Origin of the sequence: Mesorhizobium sp. M0340 (assembly GCF_040321535.1) — a bacterium.
Lineage (GTDB): Bacteria > Pseudomonadota > Alphaproteobacteria > Rhizobiales > Rhizobiaceae > Mesorhizobium.
In genome coordinates, this window is record NZ_JAMYRR010000002.1 from 274,974 (window position 1) to 294,523 (window position 19,550).

The following is a 19,550-nucleotide window of genomic DNA, read 5'->3' on the forward strand; positions in this document are numbered from 1 at the left end:
GGCGAACGCATTCTGGAAAAACATCATGGTCCAACAACACGATAGCGCCGGCCCGCCGTGGCGCTCGCCGCGCCGAGTGCGCCATATGAGTTGCGGGCACCAGCAGCGCCTCTAGCGGTCCTCGAAGCCGGTCAGCACGCCGACGGCGTTGATGCCGATCTCCTCGACGGCGTAGCCGCCTTCCATGACGAACAGCGTCGGCAGGCCGAGCCTGGCGATGCGGCGGCCGATCCTGGGATAGTCGCCCGTTTTCAGCTTGAACTGGCTGATCGGGTCCTTCTCGAAGGTGTCGACGCCGAGCGAAACCACGACGACGTCAGGAGCATAAGCCGAAAGCCTCGTGCAGGCGTCCTCGAGTGATGCGTTCCACACCTCCCAGCCGGTGCCGAAGGGCATCGGATAATTGTCGTTGAAGCCTTCGCCGTCGCCCTCGCCGCGCTCGTCGGCATGGCCGAGGAAGAAGGGATATTCGGTCATCGGATCGCCATGCAGGTTCAGCACCTGCACGTCGCCGCGGCGATAGAATATCTCCTGGGTGCCGTTGCCGTGGTGATAGTCGATGTCGAGGATCGAAACGCGCCCGGCGCCATGGTCGCGAAACCATTGCGCGGCGACGGCGGCGTTGTTGATGAAGCAATAGCCGCCCATGAAGGCTGCGCCGGCATGGTGCCCCGGCGGGCGGCACAGCGCGAAGGCGGAAGGCTCACCGGCCTTGACCAGCGCGGCGGCTGTCAGCGCGACATCATAGGACGACTTGATCGCGTCCCATGTGCCTTTGACGAACGTCGCGCCGCCGTCGAAGGAGTAGAAGCCGAGCAGCGCATCGATGCCTTTCGGGCGCACGTCGCCGCGCAGGCCGCGCGTCGGCCAGGTGAAGGGAATCGCCGAACCGCTGCGGCCCGATGCTTCCCAGAGCGGCCACACGGTCGGCAGGAAATCGATGTAGTCGCTGGCATGCACCTTCCTGGCGGCGGCGAGGTCGTGGATTTCCGGCGGCAGGATCGGACCGAGTTTTTCGCTCTCCACCCGCGCCCTGATGAACTCGGCGCGCGAAGGCTTTTCAAATGCGGGCACGATGGCGCCGGCGATCAATTCGACATTGCCGGAATGGCCGGCATGGAGAGGCGAAAAAACAGTCTTCATGAAATTGTTCCGTGGTGAGACGCGGCGACCCTAACCGTCCCGCATGGCCCTTCACAAGGCGCTGGGCCAACCAGCCATGGCTTGCTGGCCCGGCAGCCGGTCGTCTAGCCTGTCGGCAGCGCAACCGAACCGCGGGTAATCATGAGTTCAAATGCCGACCTGATCGTCACCAATGCCCGTGTGCTGACCATGGACGAAGGCGATCCGACGGCCGAGGCGGTGGCGATAAAGGACGACAACATCCTGGCGGTTGGCGATCGCCGGACGATCGAGGGCGCGCTGAAAGGGCCGGCCACGAAGGTCATCGATGCGCAAGGCGGGTCGGTGGTGCCGGGCTTCATCGAAGCACATATGCATCTTTTCGGCGGCGCCGCCGAACTCGACAATCTGCACCTTCAGGGCGTGCATGGCTTCGATGCGCTGAGCGAAGCGATCCGTGCCTACGCGGCGGCACGACCGTACGCCAAGCTGCTGCTTGGGGCCGGCGTCGACTACACCATCCTGTCCAGGGAAGAGCCGGTCACCCGCCACCATCTCGACCGCATCATCCCCGACCGGCCGTTCGCGATGTCGGCTTCCGATCACCACACGATGTGGGCCAATACCAAGGCGCTGGAGCTGGCCGGCATCCTGCATGGCAAGCAACTCGGGCCCGGCAACGAGATCGTCATGGGCGCCGACGGTCTCGCGGCCGGCGAATTGCGCGAGGGCGAGGCGTTCGGGCCGATCCTCGAGCTTTCCGGGCAGAACCGCGTGCGGCTCGGCCTTGCGACAGGCGGCGAGCCCGACCCGTATCCTTCCGCCGCCGAAGTCGCGGCCGATCGCGACCTCATGCGTCGCGGGCTGGAATGGTGCGCCCGCCACGGCATCACCTCGATCCAGAACATGGACGGCAACCTCTACCAGCTCGAACTGCTTGCCGGTTTGGAGCAGGAAGGGCGGCTGCTCTGTCGCACCAAGATACCTTTTCATTTCAAGAACTTCATGACGCTCGCCATGCTGGAAAAGGCATCGAGCATGGCCTCCGCCTACCGATCGGAATGGCTGTCGTCCGGCATGGTCAAGATGTTTTACGACGGCGTGCTGGAAGGCTGGACCGCAGTCATGGTCGATGACTATGCCGACCGGCCGGGCTGGCGCGGTGAGCCGCTGTTCACGCCGGAGCATTTCGCCGAGGTGGCGCTGGAGGCCGACCGACGCGGCCTGCAGATCGCCGTGCATTCGATAGGCGACGGCGCGGTGCGCGCGGTCCTCGACGGTTACGAGGCGGCGCGGCGGAAGAACGGCAGGCGCGACAGCCGGCACCGCGTCGAGCACATCGAGGTCATCACCGGCGCCGACGTGCCACGCTTCGCCGAACTTGGCGTCATCGCCTCGATGCAGCCGCCGCACCCGCCCGGCGCAATGGACTTCCCGCTGGAACCGACGCTTTCGCGCATCGGCCGCGAAAGATGGCCGCTCAGCTATGCCTGGCGGACGCTGAAGCAGGCGGGCGCGCATGTCGTTTTCGCTTCCGACTGGCCGGTGTCGCGGGTCGACCCGATCTTGGGCATTCAGGCGGCGATGCTGCGCAAACCGTGGGCAGAAGGCGACCCCGACCAGAGCTTCTCGCTGATCGAGGCGCTTGCCGGCTACACGGTCGAAGGCGCCTATGCCGAATTCATGGAGCACCGTAAGGGCCGGCTGAAACCAGGCTATCTGGCCGATCTGGTGGTGCTGTCGGCCGATATCGAGGCAACTGAACCGGCTTCCTTGCACAAGCTGCATCCGGTCAGCACCATCTGCGGCGGCAAGATCACTTATCAGGTTTGATGATGGCGCTGACGATGGCACGGAGCTTGCGTTTTGAACCGAGGCCCAGATGCACGATTGCCAAGCCGACCGGCATATGCTGACAATCGAATGGGAACTGGATCCGCCATCAAGAGCGGACATGAGAATGGGGTAATGCGTGCCGGATCAACCGGGTAAGAGTGCAATCGAGGTTCGCGGCGTCCGCAAGGTGTTCGGTATCGGGGACGCACAAGTCGCCGCCCTCGACACGGTTTCGGTGTCGATCCGCGAGAACGAGTTCTTCACGCTGCTAGGACCGTCGGGCTGCGGAAAGACGACGCTGCTGCGGCTGATCGCCGGCTTCGACTTCCCCAGCGAAGGCGAAATCCTGCTGCATGGCCAGGACATCGCGCCGCTGCCGCCGTTCAAGCGGCCGGTCAACACCGTCTTCCAGTCCTATGCGCTGTTCCCGCACATGACGGTGGCCGAGAATATCGGCTTCGGCCTTGAGATGCTGGGCAAGCCGAAGACCGAAATCAAGGCGCGCGTCGCCGAGATGCTGAAGCTGGTCAAGATGGAGGCGCTGAGTGCCCGCCGCACCAGCCAGATCTCCGGCGGCCAGCAGCAGCGTGTGGCACTGGCGCGCGCGCTGGCGCCGCAGCCGAAAGTGCTGTTGCTCGACGAGCCGCTGTCGGCGCTCGACTACAAGCTGCGCAAGGAAATGCAGATCGAACTGAAACGGCTGCAGCACCAGACCGGCATCACCTTCATCTTCGTCACCCATGACCAGGAAGAAGCGCTGACCATGTCGGACCGCATCGCGGTGATGTCAGCCGGCAAGATCCTGCAAGTCGGCACGCCCTGGGACATCTATGACAAGCCGGCCGAGCGCTTCGTCGCCGACTTTATCGGCGAAACCAATTTCCTGACCGCGGCCATCACCGGCATCGGCAACGGCAAGGCGCGCGCGACACTAAAATCCGGCGCGACGATCGACGCGACGGTGGCTGAGGGCTTCCAGCCGAAGGCGAATGCCACGCTGGTGGTCAGGCCGGAACATGCAAAGCTGACCGGCGGCAAGGGCGATCTTTCCGGAACCGTCGAAAACATCGTCTATTTCGGTACCGACACGCATATTCATGTCCAACTGGATAGCGGCGAAGCCTTCACCGTGCGCCAGCAGAACACGCGCAGCGCAGGCTGCGGTTTCGAGCGGGGCGACAAGGTCGGCGTCTCGATCGGCAACGACGCCGCGCAAGTGCTGAGGGATTGATGGCGAGCGCGGAAGAAGTCGCCAAGGCGGCCGAACGGCGCGACATCCGCGACCGCTGGCTGCTGTCGGCGCCGGCCCTGCTGATCATCTTCCTGGCAGCGACCGGCCCATTGCTGATCGTGCTGGTCTATTCGTTCCTGACACCCGGTCCTTATGGCGACGTGAAGTGGCAATTCTCGCCGGAGGCGTGGATTTCGGTGTTCATGGAACGCGACATCTTCGACGACACGCTGTCGCTCGCCGCTGCCCATGTCACCATCTTTTGGCGCTCGATCAAGCTTGCCATCGTGACCACACTCGCCACCCTGGTCCTTGGTTTTCCTACCGCCTATTTCATGGCAACGCGCAGCGAGAAGACGCGCGATCTCTGGCTGTTCCTGATCACCATACCGTTCTGGACCAACTTGCTGATCCGCACCTTCGCCGTGCTGCAGATCATCCGCAACGAGGGTTTGATCAACACGGTGCTGCTCAAGCTCGGCATCATTTCCGCTCCGGTTCAAATACTCTTCACCGACACAGCGATCCTTATCGGCATGGCCTATGTCTATCTGCCGCTAATGGTGCTGCCGATTTATGCCAGCATGGAGAAGCTCGATTTCCGGCTGGTCGAAGCGGGATACGATCTTTATGCGACGCGCTTCCAGGTGCTCAGGCGCATCATTTTCCCGCTGGTCAAGCCCGGCGTCGTCGCTGGCTCGATCCTCGTCTTCATCCCGGCGCTGGGCGCCTATGTCACGCCGAGCCTATTGGGCGGCGGCAAGAACATGATGCTTTCCAACCTGATTGAATTGCAGTTCGGGCAAGGCCGCAACTGGCCGCTCGGCTCGGCGCTGTCGATCGCTGTGATGGTCATCGTCATGGTGGCGCTGCTTGCCTATGTGCGCAATGCCGGACAATCGGAGATGCGTCATGGCTAGCAGCTTCTCCATCAAGCATCAGTCCGGCTTCACCGCGATCGCCGCCACCTGCTTCGTCGTGCTTTATCTGCCGATCGTCGTGCTCGTCGTCTATGCCTTCAACGCCGCGACCTCGACGTCGGAATGGGGCGGCTTTTCGCTCAAATGGTTCCAGTCGGCGTGGCAGAACACGCAAGTCATAGACGCCACCTTGCGCTCCTTTCAGATCGGCGCCACGGCGGCGATCCTGGCCACCGTCTTCGCCACCATGGCGGCGCTGGCTACCACGCGCACGCCGCCCTATCCCGGCCTGACCTTCAAATATGCCGCCATCAACCAGCCTTTGATGGTGCCCGAGATCGTCACCGGCGTGGCGCTGCTGATCTTTTTTTCGCGCATAAAGATATTCACCGGCTATTCGGGGCTCGGCTATCTGATCGCCGCGCATACGGCGTTTTGCATTCCCTTTGCCTATCTGCCGATCCGGGCGCGGCTGGAGAACATGGACCTGACGCTGGAGCGCGCCGCCGCCGATCTCTACGCGACGCCGTGGCAGACGTTCAGGCGCATTACATTGCCGCTGCTGTGGCCCGGCATTCTGGCGGGACTGATGTTGGCCTTCGTCATCTCGCTCGACGATGTTGTCATCACCGAGTTCGTGAAATCGGGCGGCCAGGACACGTTGCCCACTTACATGCTTGGTCAGATCAGGCGGGGAATAACGCCGGAGATCAACGCGATATCGACCGTGTTCCTGCTCTTGTCGGTCGCCATCGTGACGTTGTTTTTCTTCATCAGCAGGAAACGGGACTAGACATGAAAATGGGAGCTAAGACCATGAACTGGAAGACCACGGCGACCGCCATCGGGCTGGCGCTGCTCGCCTCGACGAGCCTTGCTCGAGCCGACGGTGAGCTCAACATCTACAATTGGGGCAACTACACCAGCCCCGATGTGATCAAAAAGTTCGAGCAGAAATACAACGTCAAGGTCACCATCACCGATTACGATTCGAACGATACGGCGCTGGCCAAAGTTCGCCAGGGCGGCACCGGCTTCGACATCGCGGTGCCTTCGCAAACCTTCGTGCCGATCTGGATCAAGGAAGGCCTCGTGCAGGAGACCGATCCCGGCAAGATGGAGAACTTCAAGAACGTGGCGCCAGAATGGGCCAATCCCGATTTCGATCCCGGCCGCAAATATTCCGTGCCGTGGGCCTGGGGCACGGTGGGCATCGTGGTGAACACCGATGTCTACAAGGGGCCGTCGGACAGTTGGGGCATCATCTTCAACACACCCGACGAATTGAAGGGCAAGGTCAACGTCGTGCCGGAAATGAACGACGTCATGTTCGCGGCGACCAAATATGTCGGCGGCGCGCAATGCGCCAGCGACAAGGAAACGCTGAAGAAGGTGCGTGACACACTGGTTGCTGCCAAGCCGAACTGGATCGCGATGGAATACAATACCATCGAGAAAATGGGCGCCGGCGATTTCAAGGCAACCAGCGACTGGAACGGCTCAGCCCTGCGCCAGCGGCTGGCGAATCCCAAGATCCACTATTTCTATCCCAAGGAAGGTTTTGGCCTCTGGAGCGACAATGTCATGGTCCTGAAGGACGCAAAGAATGTCGAGAACGCCAAGCTGTTCCAGAACTTCATCATGGATCCGGAAAACGCCGCCGGCCTGTCCGCCTTCCACCGCTACGCCAACGGCATTGCCGGTTCCGACAAGTACATGCCAGCCGATATGAAGGATGCGCCGGAAGTCATCATCCCGGAAGACGTCAAGGCGCATGGCGAGCTGCAAAAATTGTGTTCAGAGGAAGTGCAGGCCATCTACAGCAAGATCTGGACCGAACTGCAGAAGTAATCCACATCCGGACGAATCCCGGCGGCAATTGCCGCCGGGCCTTTTCCCGGCGATCGGACTGCCTATGATTTCTTATCGCAACAGCGAACCGGCGCCGCCGATCATGCAGGGTTCGCCGCCGCGGATGGTGCCGCCGAAGCTCGACTGGGACCGGCCGCCATGGAACCGCTGGGCGTTCCAGCATATTCGCGAAATCCTGCCGACCGTCGAGGTCTGGCGCGGCAATGGCCATCGCCACAGGCTGGAGCGAGCCGAGGTCGATCTCGACGTGCTGCCGGTGGGCGACAGCATGGGGCAGCCGACGACGCTGGCTGGACTGCTTGACGAGACTTACACCGACGGCTTCCTGGTGCTGAAGGGCGGCAAGGTCGCCTATGAGCGCTACTTCAACGGCATGACCGAGCGCACGCTGCATCTGTCGCAGTCGATGGCGAAGTCGGTCACCGCATCGGTCTTCGGCATTCTGGTCGGACGCGGACTGATCGATCCGGGTTTGCCGGTGACCACCTATCTGCCGGAGCTGGAAGCGACCGGCTGGGAGGGCGCCAGCGTGCAGCATGTGCTCGACATGACGAGCGGGCTGCGCTTTTCCGAGGAATACACCGACCCCTATTCCGACATCGGCCAGGTCGATGTCGCCACCGGCTGGAAGCCGGTGCCGCCGGACAGCGATCCGGAATTGCGCTGGCCATCGCATATGTTCGAACTGATCCTGGGGCTCAAGGAAAAGAGCCGGCCGCACGGCGCTGCCTTCGAATACCGCTCGATCGAGACCGACGTGCTTGCCTTCATCATGGAACGGGTGAGCGGCAAGCGCCTGGCGCAGCTGGTCTCGGAAGAGCTCTGGCAGAAGCTCGGCGCGGATGAAAGTGCCTGCTTCACCGTCGATAGCGCCGGCTATGCGGTTGCCGATGGCGGCTTCAACGCCACGCTGCGCGACTATGGCCGCTTCGGCCAGCTGATCCTCGGCAATGGCGGCGGCGTCGTGCCGGCCGACTGGATCGAGGCGACGCGCAATGGCAGGCATGGGCCGGATTTCAGTCCCAGCCTGCCGGAAGGCAGCTATCGCAACCAGTTCTGGATCGAGGATCCGCGCTCGCGGGCGCTGATGTGCCGTGGCGTGTTCGGGCAGCTGATCCACATCGACTGGGATACGAAAATGGTCGTGGTCAAGCTTTCGAGCTATCCGGATTTCACTAACGTCGCCTATTCTGTGGCGACGCTGAAAGCGGTGCACGCCATCGCCGCGGCGCTCGCCTGAAACTCGGCCAAAAGATACTGAAGGAAACGCTATGACCGGCAAGACCGCGTTCGAGACCAGGTATGGCTTTGCCCGAAACCAAGTGCTGCTCGGCAATTGGCGGGAAAGCCCGTTCAGCCGGTGGTCGTTCCAGAATGTCGGCGAGCTGGTGCCGAGCGCTGCCGTGACGGCAAGGCCGGGCAGCAGCGAGGCGCCGGCGCAGGATTTCGGCGGGCTACTTGGCGAAAAGGTCACTCTGGCAGGCGGCGCGGAGACTGTCGCGGCGTTTCTCGCGCGCTCCGACACCGACGCGCTGACGATCATGAAAGCCGGCAAATTCGTCGGCGACTGGTTTGCACCGCATATGGAGTTCGGTGAGCGCCACATCGTCTTTTCGATCAGCAAGTCGCTGACCGCCATTGTTGCTGGCATATTGGAAGGCGAGGGGATTTTCGATCCGCAGGCTCCGGTAAGCCGCTACCTGCCCGAAGCCGCCGGCTCGGCCTATGGCGATGCGCGTGTGCGGCACGTGCTCGACATGAGTGTCAGCCTCGATTTCGAAGAGGCCTATCTCGATCCGGAAAGCGCCTTCGCCCGCTATCGCCGTGCAATGCTGTGGAATCCAGGCGGGGGTACCGAGAGCCTGGCCACTTTCCTCACGACGCTGCAGGGCCTGACCGAGCCGCATGGCCGGACGTTCCGCTACCTTTCGCCCAATTCCGACCTGCTCGGCATCCTGCTCGAACGCGCGTCAGGCCAGCGTTTCGCCGATCTGATGCGCGAGAAATTATGGGAGCCGCTCGGCGCCGTCGGCGACGCCTCGGTGACAGTCGACATGGAAGGCACGGCGCGTACCGCCGGCGGCATTTCGGTGACACCGCGCGACCTTGCGCGCGTCGGCGAGATGATGCGGCAAGGCGGCGTGGCCAATGGCCGCCGCGTCGTGCCGGAAGCCTGGATGCGCGACACGACCGAAACCGGCGGTGACGCCGAGGCATGGCGGCGCGGCACGATGGCGTCCCTGTTTCCGCGTGGCCGCTATCGCAACAAATGGTACCAGACGGGCGCGGCAAGCGGCGCCTTCTGCGGCATCGGCATCCACGGCCAGTGGCTTTACGTCAATCCGATGGCTGAAATGGTGATCGCAAAGATGTCGTCGCAGCCGGTACCGGTCGACGATCCGCTCGATCTGGATTTGATTTCTTTCTTCGAGGCGCTGAGCCGGATGGTCTGATCCGATCCGTACCGCTTATGCAGCTTTCCTGTGGACCTTTCAGCGGGTTGAAAACGCTGCGGTTGGCGCAGCGGGCGTCTCCGCCTATGGTCGCTGCTCTTTTCGACCAACGACAGGTAGGACATGGCATCCGACATCAAGCGCATCGCAACCATCATAGCCGCCGAAATCGGCGCGCGGCCCGAACAGGCTGCGGCGGCGATCGGTTTGCTGGACGACGGCGCGACAGTCCCGTTTGTGGCGCGTTACCGCAAGGAGGTCACCGGCGGCCTCGACGACACGCAGCTGCGCGATCTTGCCGAGCGGCTCGCCTATCTGCGCGAACTCGACGCGCGCCGCGACACCATCCTTGGTTCGATCCGCGAGCAGGGCAAGCTGACCGAGGAGCTTGAAGCGAAAATCGCTGCTGCCGTGACCAAGGCGGAACTCGAAGATATCTACCTGCCTTACAAGCCGAAGCGCCGGACCAAGGCTGAGATCGCGCGCGAGCGTGGGCTGGGCCCGCTGGCGGAAGCTATTCTCGCCGACCGTACGGCCATGCCCGCCGAGCTGGCGCTGGCCTATATCAGCGAAGACGTGGCAGACGCCAAGGCAGCGCTCGAGGGTGCGCGCGACATCCTGTCCGAGCAGTTCGCCGAGAATGCCGACCTGGTCGGCAGATTGCGGACTTATATGAAGGAACGCGCATTCCTGCGGTCGCGCGTCGTCGACGGCAAGCAGGAGGCCGGCGCCAAATTTTCGGACTATTTCGACCATGTCGAGCGCTGGGCCAACGTGCCGAGCCATCGCGCGCTGGCCATGCTGCGCGGCCGCAACGAGGAGGTTCTGTCGCTCGACATCGAGGTCGATGCCGACGATGCCTCGCCGGTGAAGCCGGTCGAGCGGATGATTGCCGATGCTTATGCCATCGGCCGCCAGTTGCCGGGAGACCGCTGGCTGATGGAAGTAGCCAGCTGGACCTGGCGCATAAAGCTGTCGCTGCACCTGACGCTCGATCTGATGCGGGACTTGCGTGAACGGGCCGAGGAAGAAGCGATCCATGTCTTCGCCCGCAATCTCAAGGATTTGCTGCTTGCCGCCCCTGCCGGCTCACGGCCGACGATGGGCCTCGATCCGGGCATTCGCACCGGCGTCAAGGTGGCGGTGGTGGACGGCACCGGCAAGCTGCTGGCGACGACGACGGTCTATCCGTTCCCGCCGAAGAACGATGTCCGCGGCACGCAGGCCGAACTGGCCAAGCTCATCCGGCTGCATAAAGTCGAGCTGATCTCGATCGGCAACGGCACCGGCAGCCGCGAGACCGAAAGGCTGGTGGCCGACATGCTGGCTGACATGCCTGCCGGGTCCGGGCCGAAGCCGCTCAAGGTGATCGTCAGCGAAGCCGGTGCCTCGGTCTATTCCGCCTCGGCAACGGCGGCGGCGGAATTTCCCGGCCTCGACGTGTCGCTGCGCGGGGCGGTGTCGATCGCCCGGCGCCTGCAGGATCCGCTCGCCGAACTGGTCAAGATCGAGCCGAAGTCGATCGGCGTCGGCCAGTATCAGCACGACGTCGATCAGTACCGCCTCGGCCGCTCGCTGGAAGCGGTGGTCGAGGATGCGGTCAACGCCGTCGGCGTCGACCTCAACACGGCGTCAGCGCCGCTTCTGGCGCGGGTTTCGGGTCTCGGCGCATCGCTGGCCGAGGCGATCGTTGCGCACCGGGACGCGACCGGCCCGTTCGCAAACCGCCGCGAGCTGTTGAAGGTCTCCCGCCTTGGACCCCGCGCGTTCGAGCAATGCGCCGGCTTCCTGCGCATTCCCGACGGCAGCGAGCCGCTCGATGCCTCCGCCGTGCATCCGGAAGCCTATGGCGTGGCCAAGAAGATCGTTGCGGCCTGCGGGCGCGACGTTCGCTCTCTGATGGGCGACAGCGCCGCACTCAAGGCGCTCGATCCGCGCGTCTTCGTCGATGAGCGCTTCGGCCTGCCGACGGTGCGCGACATCCTGGCGGAGCTGGAAAAGCCCGGCCGCGATCCGCGCCCCGGCTTCAAGACCGCGACCTTTGCCGATGGCATCGACGACATCAAGGATCTGAAGCCCGGCATGCAGCTTGAAGGCACCGTCACCAATGTCGCGGCCTTCGGTGCCTTCGTCGATATCGGCGTGCACCAGGACGGATTGGTGCACGTCTCGCAACTGGCTGATCGGTTCATCAAGGACGCGCATGAGGTGGTCAAGGCCGGCGACGTGGTCAAAGTGCGTGTCGTCGACGTCGATATCAAGCGCAAGCGCATCGGCCTGTCGATGCGCAAGGATGGCGACGGTGGCGCACCGAAGCCACGCGACAATGGCAGCAGGCCGGTGCCGCGCGCGCCGGCGCCCCAACGCCAGCCGGAGCGGCCGGCGCAGCAGGGCGCGTTCGGCGCCGCGTTGGCCGATGCGTTAAAGCGGAAATAATTTCGCGAGCCGGGCTGTGGCAGGTCAGACGGCGGCGCTCGACATTGATGATCCATCACCAATGCTCATAGATCGGCGAAGCTATTTCGTTTGATTTTTTCAGGACGGGAGCCGATAAGCCGCGCGTTTCAAGATTTCTGTTTCGATGCATGTCGTTATCTCCAGGCTGCCGAACACCCTCGGGTCAGGCCCGCGGGCAAGCTTTGGGCGACATGCATGAGTTTGGGAGACCGAGAGCCATGGCCGCCGACAAGAACGCATTCGTGTGGGATGATCCTTTCCTGATCGAGGACCAGCTTTCGGAGGACGAGCGCATGGTGCGCGATGGCGCCGCGGCGTTTGCAGCCGACAAGCTCGCTCCGAAGATCGAGGAAGCCTACCTCGAGGAAAAGACCGACGCCGGGATCTTTCGCGAAATGGGCGAGGCGGGTCTGCTCGGCATTACCATCCCCGAGGAATATGGCGGGCTCGGCGCCAACTACGTCACCTACGGGCTGGTCGCGCGGGAAGTGGAGCGGATCGATTCCGGCTATCGCTCGATGATGAGCGTGCAGTCGTCGCTGGTGATGTATCCGATCCATGCCTATGGCTCGGAAGAACAGCGCAGGAAATACCTGCCGAAGCTGGCGTCGGGCGAATGGATCGGCTGCTTTGGCTTGACCGAACCTGATGCCGGTTCCGACCCGGGCGGCATGAAGACGCGGGCCGAGAAGACCGCGAACGGCTACAGGATCTCCGGCTCGAAAATGTGGATTTCCAACGCGCCGATCGCCGATGTTTTCGTCGTCTGGGCAAAGTTGTCCGAGGAAACTGGGGGCGCGCATGACAACCAGATTCGCGGCTTTGTCCTGGAAAAGGGCATGAAAGGGCTGTCGGCACCGAAGATCGGCGGCAAGCTGTCGCTGCGCGCATCGATCACCGGCGAAGTGGTGATGGAAGGCGTCGAGGTCGGCGAAGATGCGCTGCTGCCCAATGTCTCGGGTCTCAAAGGACCGTTCGGCTGCCTCAACCGGGCGCGCTACGGCATCTCCTGGGGTGCGATGGGCGCGGCCGAGGATTGCTGGCACCGCGCCCGCCAGTATGGCCTTGATCGCAAGCAGTTCGGCAAGCCACTGGCCGGGACGCAGCTTTTCCAGAAGAAGCTCGCCGACATGCAGACCGAGATCGCGCTCGGCCTGCAGGGCAGCCTGCGCGTCGGGCGGCTGATGGATGAAGGCAAGATGGCGCCGGAGATGATCTCGCTCGTCAAGCGCAACAATTGCGGCAAGGCGCTCGACATCGCCCGCCAGGCCCGCGACATGCATGGCGGCAATGGCATCCAGATCGGCTACCACGTCATGCGACACGCCCAGAACCTGGAAACCGTCAACACCTATGAGGGCACGCATGACGTGCATGCGCTGATCCTCGGACGGGCGCAGACCGGGTTGCAGGCGTTCTTTTAGGGTTCAGGCTCCGCTTCCAGGATGCCCGTAACTGGTATCTCCCCTCGCAAAGCGGGAGATCGGCAACTTTCGTCGACCATGCCACATTTTGTTCTTGCTTTGTGCCGGCAGCTATGCTACTAACTTGGATATGGTGCTAATTGGCTCCAACGACCCGCCCGCCGAGGCGGGTTTTTCTTTTCCGCTGTTTTGGACGAAGCATCGCGGTGCTGCCGATCATCGATATCGGCGGGAAGCGCCCGGTGCTGACCCGCCGCACTTCGGCTCTGCAGCGTTGCAACGTTTTGCCGCCACACTGCGGAATCCAGGGGTCGGCGCTCCGTTTCGTGAGCTATGAAAGCTGCTTAATTTAGGTGCAGCGCAACATCTCTGCTTGGAGAATGCTCAGCATTCGTGTCAGGGTTCAGCGAACTCCTTTTGAAACACCGACTTCAGGGGCACCATGGCAATTCTGGCAGCCGTCTATCACCTGACCCACTACAAATACGACAGGCCGGTCGTCTTGGGCCCGCAAGTCATAAGGTTGCAGCCTGCGCCGCATTCCCGCACGAAAGTGCTCAGCCATTCGCTGAAGGTCGGGCCGGCAAATCACTTCGTCAATTTGCAGCAGGACCCCTACGGCAATTTCCTTGCCCGCTTCGTCTTCCCCGAGCCGGTGACGGAACTGAAGATCGAGGTCGATCTCGTTGCCGACATGACGGTCTACAATCCGTTCGATTTCTTCGTCGAGCCCTCGGCCGAGACGTTTCCGTTCGAATACCCCGAAGAGATCAGGGACGATCTGACCATCTACCGGACGCCGGAACCGGCGGGGCCGCTGTTGGAGGCATTCCTCAAAACCCTCGACCGCGGCCCGACCAACACCGTCAATTTTGTCGTCGACCTCAATGCGCGGCTGCAGCGCGAGATCGCCTACATCGTGCGCATGGAAACCGGCGTCTTCTCGCCCGAGGAAACGCTGGCCGCCGGCAAGGGGTCGTGCCGGGATTCCAGCTGGCTCCTGGTGCAGATATTGAGGAACCTCGGCATCGCTGCGCGCTTCGTTTCCGGCTACCTGATCCAGCTGAAGCCCGACCTCGTCGCGCTTGACGGGCCGCCCGGCACGGCGACCGATTTCACCGATCTTCATGCCTGGTGCGAGGTGTATCTGCCGGGCGCCGGCTGGATCGGCTTCGACCCGACCTCCGGCCTGCTCACCGGCGAAAGCCATGTGCCGCTCGCGGCAACGCCGCATTTCCGCAATGCCGCGCCGATCTCCGGCATGGCGAGCTTCGCCAATGTCGAGTTCGGCTTCGACATGCGGGTCGACCGCATCGCCGAGCATCCGCGCATTACCAAGCCGTTCTCCGACGAGAGCTGGCAGGCGCTCGATGCGCTGGGCAATCAGGTTGACGCCGCGCTTGATGCCGGCGACGTGCGGCTGACCATGGGCGGCGAGCCGACCTTCGTCTCGATCGACGATTTCGAGGCTGCAGAGTGGAACACCGCCGCCGTCGGGCCAACCAAACGCGAAAAGGCCGATGCGCTGATCCGCCGGCTACGCGAGCGCTTCGCGCCGGGCGGCTTCCTGCATTACGGGCAAGGCAAGTGGTATCCCGGCGAAAGCCTGCCGCGCTGGACCTTCTCACTCTACTGGCGCACCGACGGCGAGCCGGTGTGGAGCGACCCGTCGCTGATCGCGCATGAAAAGAGCGAGGCGGATGTCGGACCGATGCAGGCCGAGAGCCTCCTGACCGCGATTGCCGACGAACTCGGCATCGACAAGACGATGGTCAGCGAAGCCTATGAGGATCCCGCCGAATGGCTGCTCAAGGAGGGCAAGCTGCCTGACAACGTCGATCCTTCCAATTCGAAGCTGGAGGACCCGGAGGAGCGCAGCCGCATGGCGCGGGTGTTCGAACGCGGGCTGACCAAGCCGTCGGGCTATGTGCTGCCTGTCCAGCGCTGGAACAGCCAGGCGTCAGGACCGCGCTGGCGCTCGGAGAAGTGGAAGACGCGGCGCGGCAGGCTGTTCCTGGTGCCGGGAGATTCACCGGTCGGTTACCGCCTGCCGCTCGGCACGCTGCCTTACGTGCCGCCGGCGCAGTTCCCCTACATCGTGCCGGTCGACCCATCGCTGCCGCGCGGACCATTGCCGGCGCGTGAGGCGATCTTGCCCGGTTCTGTTTCTTCGCCCGCTCCGGCCGAACTTGAAGGCGCCGACGAAATGGCGCGACGCCAGCAGGCCGTTTCCTTCACGGCCGCCACCGGCCAGCAGGACCGCGTCGAACAGGAGATCACCGAGATCGGTGGCGCCGTGCGCACGGCACTTTCGGTCGAGCCGCGCGACGGACGGCTTTGTGTGTTCATGCCGCCGGTCGAGGCGCTGGAGGACTATCTCGAACTGGTCGCGGCGGCGGAGAACGCGGCAAAGGCTATTGGCCTGCCTGTGCATATCGAGGGTTACGGCCCGCCGCACGATCCGCGCCTCAACGTCATCCGTGTGGCACCTGATCCCGGCGTTATCGAAGTCAATATCCACCCCGCTGCGAATTGGCAGGATTGCGTGGCGACGACCACGGCGATCTACGAGGAGGCGCGGCAGACGCGGCTTGGCGCCGACAAGTTCATGATCGACGGCCGCCATACCGGCACCGGCGGCGGCAACCACGTCGTCGTCGGCGGCGCAACGCCCAATGACAGTCCGTTCCTGCGCCGCCCCGACCTGTTGAAAAGCCTGGTGCTGCAGTGGCAGCGGCATCCGTCGCTGTCCTATCTGTTCTCCGGCCTGTTCATCGGCCCGACCAGCCAGGCGCCGCGCTTCGACGAGGCACGCCACGATTCGCTCTACGAACTCGAAATCGCGATGGCGCAGGTGCCGCATCCGGACAAGGGCGCGGCACCCCTGCCGTGGCTGGTCGACCGGCTGTTCCGCAACCTTCTGACCGACGTGACCGGCAATACCCATCGCTCGGAAATCTGCATCGACAAGCTGTTTTCGCCGGACGGGCCGACCGGCCGGCTCGGGCTGGTCGAATTCCGCGGCTTCGAGATGCCGCCCAACGCGCGCATGAGCCTGGCGCAGCAATTGCTGGTGCGCGCCATCATCGCTCGGGCCTGGAAGAACCCGCTTGACGGCCGCTTCGTGCGCTGGGGCACCTCGCTGCACGACCGTTTCATGCTGCCGCATTATGTCTGGGCTGACTTTCTCGATGTGCTGGACGACCTCAAGCTGAACGGCTTTGCATTCCGTCCGGAATGGTTCGACGCCCAGCTCGAATTCCGCTTCCCGTTCTGCGGCGAGGTCCAGCATGCCGGTCTCAAGCTGGAGCTCAGGCAGGCGCTGGAGCCGTGGCATGTGATGGGCGAGCAAGGCGCGATCGGCGGCACCGTGCGCTTTGTCGATTCCTCCGTCGAGCGGCTGCAGGTGAAGACCGAGGGGCTCAACCCGGAGCGTCACGCGGTCGTCTGCAACGGCCGCCTGGTGCCGATGAAGGTGACCGACAACCGCGAGATCGCGGTGGCGGGCGTGCGCTTCAAGGCCTGGCAGCCGGCGTCGGGCCTGCATCCGGCGCTGCCGGTCAACACCCCGCTGGTCTTCGACATCTATGACCGATGGTCGGGCCGCGCGGTCGGCGGTTGCGTCTACCACGTCGCGCATCCCGGCGGGCGCAGCTACGACACGTTCCCGGTCAACGGCAACGAAGCGGAGGCGCGGCGGCTCGCCCGCTTCGAGCCGCGTGGCCATACGCCGTCCAGTTATGTGCTGCGCAACGAAGAAGCCTCTGAAGATTTCCCGATGACCCTTGACCTTCGGCGACCGCAAAGACTCTGATCAGCCATGGCGAAGGGGAATCACAAAAGGCTGCGCAGCAAGCCGCAGACCCACAGTCTGCTGGAGCACTACCAGCCGATCGACGGCGTCGTCGACGAGATGGTCGATGCGTCGGGCAATCCGCGGCCGGCCTGGCGGCACTTCATCGAGGCGCTGGAGGACCTGGGGCCGGAAAAGCTTGCCCAGCGCTTCGCCCGCGCCGACCAATACCTCCGCGACGCCGGCGTCTATTACCGCGTCTATGACAAGGCCGGCGCCAACGAGCGGGAATGGCCGCTGGCACATGTGCCGCTGCTGATCGAGGAGCAGGAATGGGCTGACATCAGCGCCGGCCTGGTCCAGCGCGCCGATCTGTTCGAGGAGACCATCGCCGACATTTACGGGCCGAACCGGCTGGTCGAGAAAGGCATTCTGCCGGCCGGATTGATCGCGGCCAGCCCGGAATATTTGCGGCCGGTCGTCGGCACCAGGCCGGCCAGCGGCCATTTCCTGCATTTCTGCGCCTTCGAGCTCGGTCGTGGCCCGGACGGCCGCTGGTGGGTGCTTGGCGACCGCACACAGGCCCCATCCGGCGCCGGCTTCGCACTGGAAAACCGCGTCGCCACCACCAGGGCACTGTCCGACATCTACGGCGAAATGCACGTGCACCGCCTGGCCGGCTTCTTCCGCCGTTTTCGCGATGCGCTGATCGGCATGGCCAAGCAAGCCGGCGGCCGTGTCGCCATCCTGACGCCGGGACCGCTGAACGAAACTTATTACGAACATGCCTATATCGCCCGCTATCTCGGCATCATGCTGCTCGAGGGCGAGGACCTGACCGTCTCGGGCGGCAGGCTGATGGTGCGCACCGTTTCGGGGCTGATGCCGGTGAGCGTCTTGTGGCGGCGGCTCGACGCCGCCTTCGCAGATCCGCTCGAACTGCGGCCGGACTCGCAGATCGGCACGCCGGGGCTAGTCGAAGCGGTCCGGCAGGGGGCGGTTTCGGCCGTCAACGCGCTGGGCTCCGGCCTGATGCAGACACGCGCGCTGCTCGCCTTCCTGCCGAAGATTTCGCGCGCCCTGCGCAATGAGGAGCTGCTGCTGCCGACCGTCGCGACGTGGTGGTGCGGGCAGGAGGCGGAGCGCGAGCATGTGCTCGCCAATATCGATAGCATGGTGATCGGCCCGGCGCTGTCGACGCGGCTCGCCTTCGAGGATGACGGCTCGACCAAGCTCGGGTCAGCGCTGTCGGTCGAGGAGCGGGCCGAACTCGTCGCCCGGATCGAACGGGACGGCGGCGACTTCGTCGGCCAGGAAGCGGTGACGCTGTCGACCACCCCGGTCTATGTCGGCGGCTGGCTGGAGCCGCGGCCGGCAAGCCTGCGCGTCTATCTGGCGCGGACGCCCGAAGGCTGGACCGTGATGCCGGGCGGTTTTGCCCGTGTCGGCTTTTCGCTCGACCCGACGGCCATCGCCATGCAGCGCGGCGGCCAGGCGGCGGATGTCTGGGTGGTCAGCGACAGGCCGGTGGAGCGCGAGACGCTGCTGCCGCAGGAGCACGACAGCTTTACCCGAACCTTGCCAGGCAGCCTGCCCAGCCGCGCGGCGGAAAACCTGACATGGCTTGGGCGCTATATCGAGCGGTCGGAAGACACGGTGCGCATCCTGCGCGCCTACCATGTGCGGCTGGCCGAGACATCCGATCCCGAGATGCCGCTGCTCGCCGATATCAGGGACCATCTCGCGCCGTTCGGCATCGATGTCGAGACGGCAATCCCATTGGGGCTCATCAGCACCCTGGACAGCGCCGTCTACAGTGCCGGACAGATCCGAGATCGTTTCTCGCCGGATGGCTGGCTGGCATTGAAGGATCTGTCGAAGACCATCCATCAATTTGCCGCCACGGTGGCGCCGGGCGATGACGCGACAAGGGCAATGACGGTGATCCTGCGCAAGCTGGCCGGGTTTTCCGGCCTGCTGCACGAGAACATGTACCGCTTTGCCGGCTGGCGTTTCCTCGAAATCGGCCGCAGGCTCGAACGCGGCATCCAGATCGCCCGCACGCTCGCCCGGCTGACCAGAGCCCAGGCGCCTGAAGGCGCACTCGACATGATGCTGGAGATCGGCGACAGCGTCATGACGCACCGTCGGCAATATCCGGTGCAGGCGGGGCGGCGCACCGTGGTCGACCTTCTGGCGCTCGATCCGCTCAACCCGCGCTCGATCCTTTTCCAGCTCGAACGGCTGAAGGCCGAAATCGCGCTGCTGCCCTCCGTCGGCGCTGAAGGCCATATGTCGCCGGCGGCCAAGGAAATTCTGCAGCTCAACACGTCGATCGCCATCAAGGAGCCCTCGGATATGACGGCCGAGGCCCTCGGCGATCTCGCCAATGAAATCGGCGGGCTCTACAACAGCCTCGCCAAAGCCTATTTCGGGTAGAGA

Annotated in this window: 12 protein-coding genes; 11 read left to right on the forward strand and 1 reads right to left on the reverse strand. The window is 63.9% G+C overall.

What is annotated here, in order from left to right; all coding sequences use genetic code 11:
* Positions 1-111 precede the first annotated feature (111 nt).
* The gene (locus tag NKI79_RS04030) at positions 112-1,143 is read right to left on the reverse strand and encodes a histone deacetylase family protein (RefSeq protein WP_352800024.1); all 1,032 of its coding nucleotides are present in this window, start codon (positions 1,141-1,143) and stop codon (positions 112-114) included.
* A 141-nt stretch (positions 1,144-1,284) separates the two neighbouring features.
* Between NKI79_RS04030 and NKI79_RS04035 the strand changes: the two genes are divergently transcribed.
* From NKI79_RS04035 to NKI79_RS04085, 11 genes are all read left to right on the forward strand, one after another.
* Positions 1,285-2,955, forward strand: coding sequence for an amidohydrolase (locus NKI79_RS04035; protein ID WP_352800026.1), 1,671 nt, complete (start codon positions 1,285-1,287; stop codon positions 2,953-2,955).
* Between the two features lie 139 nt (positions 2,956-3,094).
* Positions 3,095-4,189 (forward strand): ABC transporter ATP-binding protein, encoded by a 1,095-nt coding sequence (locus tag NKI79_RS04040; RefSeq protein WP_352478297.1) that lies wholly within the window; start codon positions 3,095-3,097, stop codon positions 4,187-4,189.
* Complete coding sequence (locus tag NKI79_RS04045) at positions 4,189-5,109, forward strand: ABC transporter permease (RefSeq protein ID WP_352800028.1); 921 nt, start codon at positions 4,189-4,191, stop codon at positions 5,107-5,109. The genes NKI79_RS04040 and NKI79_RS04045 overlap by 1 nt, the downstream gene beginning before the upstream one ends.
* Positions 5,102-5,902, forward strand: a complete 801-nt coding sequence (locus NKI79_RS04050) for an ABC transporter permease (RefSeq protein ID WP_352478301.1) — start codon at positions 5,102-5,104, stop codon at positions 5,900-5,902. The genes NKI79_RS04045 and NKI79_RS04050 overlap by 8 nt, the downstream gene beginning before the upstream one ends.
* Positions 5,903-5,925: 23 nt before the next feature.
* The gene (locus NKI79_RS04055; protein ID WP_254816998.1) at positions 5,926-6,960 is read left to right on the forward strand and encodes an ABC transporter substrate-binding protein; all 1,035 of its coding nucleotides are present in this window, start codon (positions 5,926-5,928) and stop codon (positions 6,958-6,960) included.
* Positions 6,961-7,024: 64 nt separating this feature from the next.
* A complete protein-coding gene (locus NKI79_RS04060) occupies positions 7,025-8,221 on the forward strand; it encodes a serine hydrolase domain-containing protein (RefSeq protein ID WP_352800031.1) in 1,197 nt (398 codons plus the stop codon).
* A 31-nt stretch (positions 8,222-8,252) separates the two neighbouring features.
* On the forward strand, positions 8,253-9,434 hold the full coding sequence (locus NKI79_RS04065; protein WP_352800032.1) for a serine hydrolase domain-containing protein: 1,182 nt from the start codon (positions 8,253-8,255) through the stop codon (positions 9,432-9,434).
* Positions 9,435-9,557: 123 nt separating this feature from the next.
* On the forward strand, positions 9,558-11,870 hold the full coding sequence (locus NKI79_RS04070; RefSeq protein ID WP_254817001.1) for a Tex family protein: 2,313 nt from the start codon (positions 9,558-9,560) through the stop codon (positions 11,868-11,870).
* 239 nt (positions 11,871-12,109) lie between these two features.
* Positions 12,110-13,315: an acyl-CoA dehydrogenase gene (locus NKI79_RS04075; RefSeq protein ID WP_352800034.1), complete on the forward strand. Its 1,206-nt coding sequence runs from the start codon at positions 12,110-12,112 to the stop codon at positions 13,313-13,315.
* 442 nt (positions 13,316-13,757) lie between these two features.
* On the forward strand, positions 13,758-17,129 hold the full coding sequence (locus NKI79_RS04080) for a transglutaminase family protein (protein WP_352800036.1): 3,372 nt from the start codon (positions 13,758-13,760) through the stop codon (positions 17,127-17,129).
* Between the two features lie 6 nt (positions 17,130-17,135).
* Complete coding sequence (locus NKI79_RS04085) at positions 17,136-19,547, forward strand: circularly permuted type 2 ATP-grasp protein (protein ID WP_352800038.1); 2,412 nt, start codon at positions 17,136-17,138, stop codon at positions 19,545-19,547.
* Positions 19,548-19,550: the final 3 nt, after the last annotated feature.

Coding starts and splice junctions, on each gene's coding strand:
- NKI79_RS04030 (WP_352800024.1), bottom strand. CDS start 1,143: ATGAAGACTGTTTTTTCGCCTCTCCATGCCGGCCATTCCGGCAATGTC.
- NKI79_RS04080 (WP_352800036.1), top strand. CDS start 13,758: ATGGCAATTCTGGCAGCCGTCTATCACCTGACCCACTACAAATACGAC.
- NKI79_RS04075 (WP_352800034.1), top strand. CDS start 12,110: ATGGCCGCCGACAAGAACGCATTCGTGTGGGATGATCCTTTCCTGATC.
- NKI79_RS04055 (WP_254816998.1), top strand. CDS start 5,926: ATGAACTGGAAGACCACGGCGACCGCCATCGGGCTGGCGCTGCTCGCC.
- NKI79_RS04060 (WP_352800031.1), top strand. CDS start 7,025: ATGATTTCTTATCGCAACAGCGAACCGGCGCCGCCGATCATGCAGGGT.
- NKI79_RS04045 (WP_352800028.1), top strand. CDS start 4,189: ATGGCGAGCGCGGAAGAAGTCGCCAAGGCGGCCGAACGGCGCGACATC.
- NKI79_RS04085 (WP_352800038.1), top strand. CDS start 17,136: ATGGCGAAGGGGAATCACAAAAGGCTGCGCAGCAAGCCGCAGACCCAC.
- NKI79_RS04065 (WP_352800032.1), top strand. CDS start 8,253: ATGACCGGCAAGACCGCGTTCGAGACCAGGTATGGCTTTGCCCGAAAC.
- NKI79_RS04070 (WP_254817001.1), top strand. CDS start 9,558: ATGGCATCCGACATCAAGCGCATCGCAACCATCATAGCCGCCGAAATC.
- NKI79_RS04050 (WP_352478301.1), top strand. CDS start 5,102: ATGGCTAGCAGCTTCTCCATCAAGCATCAGTCCGGCTTCACCGCGATC.
- NKI79_RS04035 (WP_352800026.1), top strand. CDS start 1,285: ATGAGTTCAAATGCCGACCTGATCGTCACCAATGCCCGTGTGCTGACC.